The following is a 660-nucleotide window of genomic DNA, read 5'->3' as shown; positions in this document are numbered from 1 at the left end:
CGACCTGGGTGGACGCGACCGTCACCTTCGAGCCGGACGCCGTGGTGCACCCCGGCACCCAGTTGCTGGGCGCCACTCACCTCGCCGCGCACGCCGAGGTCGGCCCGAACTCCCGGCTCACCGACACCACCGTCGGCGAGGGCGCGGCCGTGAGCTTCACCGTCGCCGAGGGTGCGGAGATCGGCTCGGGTGCGAGTGTCGGCCCGTACGCGTATCTGCGTCCCGGCACCCGGCTCGGTGCCAAGGCCAAGGCGGGCACGTACGTGGAGATGAAGAACGCCCGGATCGGCGAGGGCACCAAGGTGCCGCATCTCTCCTACGTCGGCGACGCGACGATCGGCGAGTACACCAACATCGGCGCCGCCAGCGTGTTTGTGAACTACGACGGTGTCAACAAGCACCACACCACCATCGGCAGCCACTGCCGCACCGGAGCGGACAACATGCTTGTGGCTCCGGTCACGATCGGGGACGGCGCCTACACCGCCGCCGGCTCGGTCATCACCAAGGATGTGCCCCCGGGCTCGCTCGCTGTCGCACGCGGCCAGCAGCGGAATATCGAGGGTTGGGTCGCCCGCAAGCGCCCCGGAAGCGCCGCCGCGAGGGCCGCCGAATCGGCCCGTCAGGAGGACGCGGGCGAAGGATGACCCGTGCACGGGT

General features: G+C 70.6%; 1 pseudogene. It reads left to right on the top strand.

Annotated features, from left to right (window positions below):
* A pseudogene (locus CCN51_RS51685) lies at positions 1-647 on the top strand (DapH/DapD/GlmU-related protein); the annotation flags it as partial.
* Positions 648-660 lie beyond the last annotated feature (13 nt).

Source organism: Streptomyces milbemycinicus (assembly GCF_002154605.1).
Classification (GTDB): Bacteria; Actinomycetota; Actinomycetes; order Streptomycetales; family Streptomycetaceae; genus Streptomyces; species Streptomyces milbemycinicus.
This window is presented reverse-complemented; position numbering and strand designations above follow the sequence as displayed.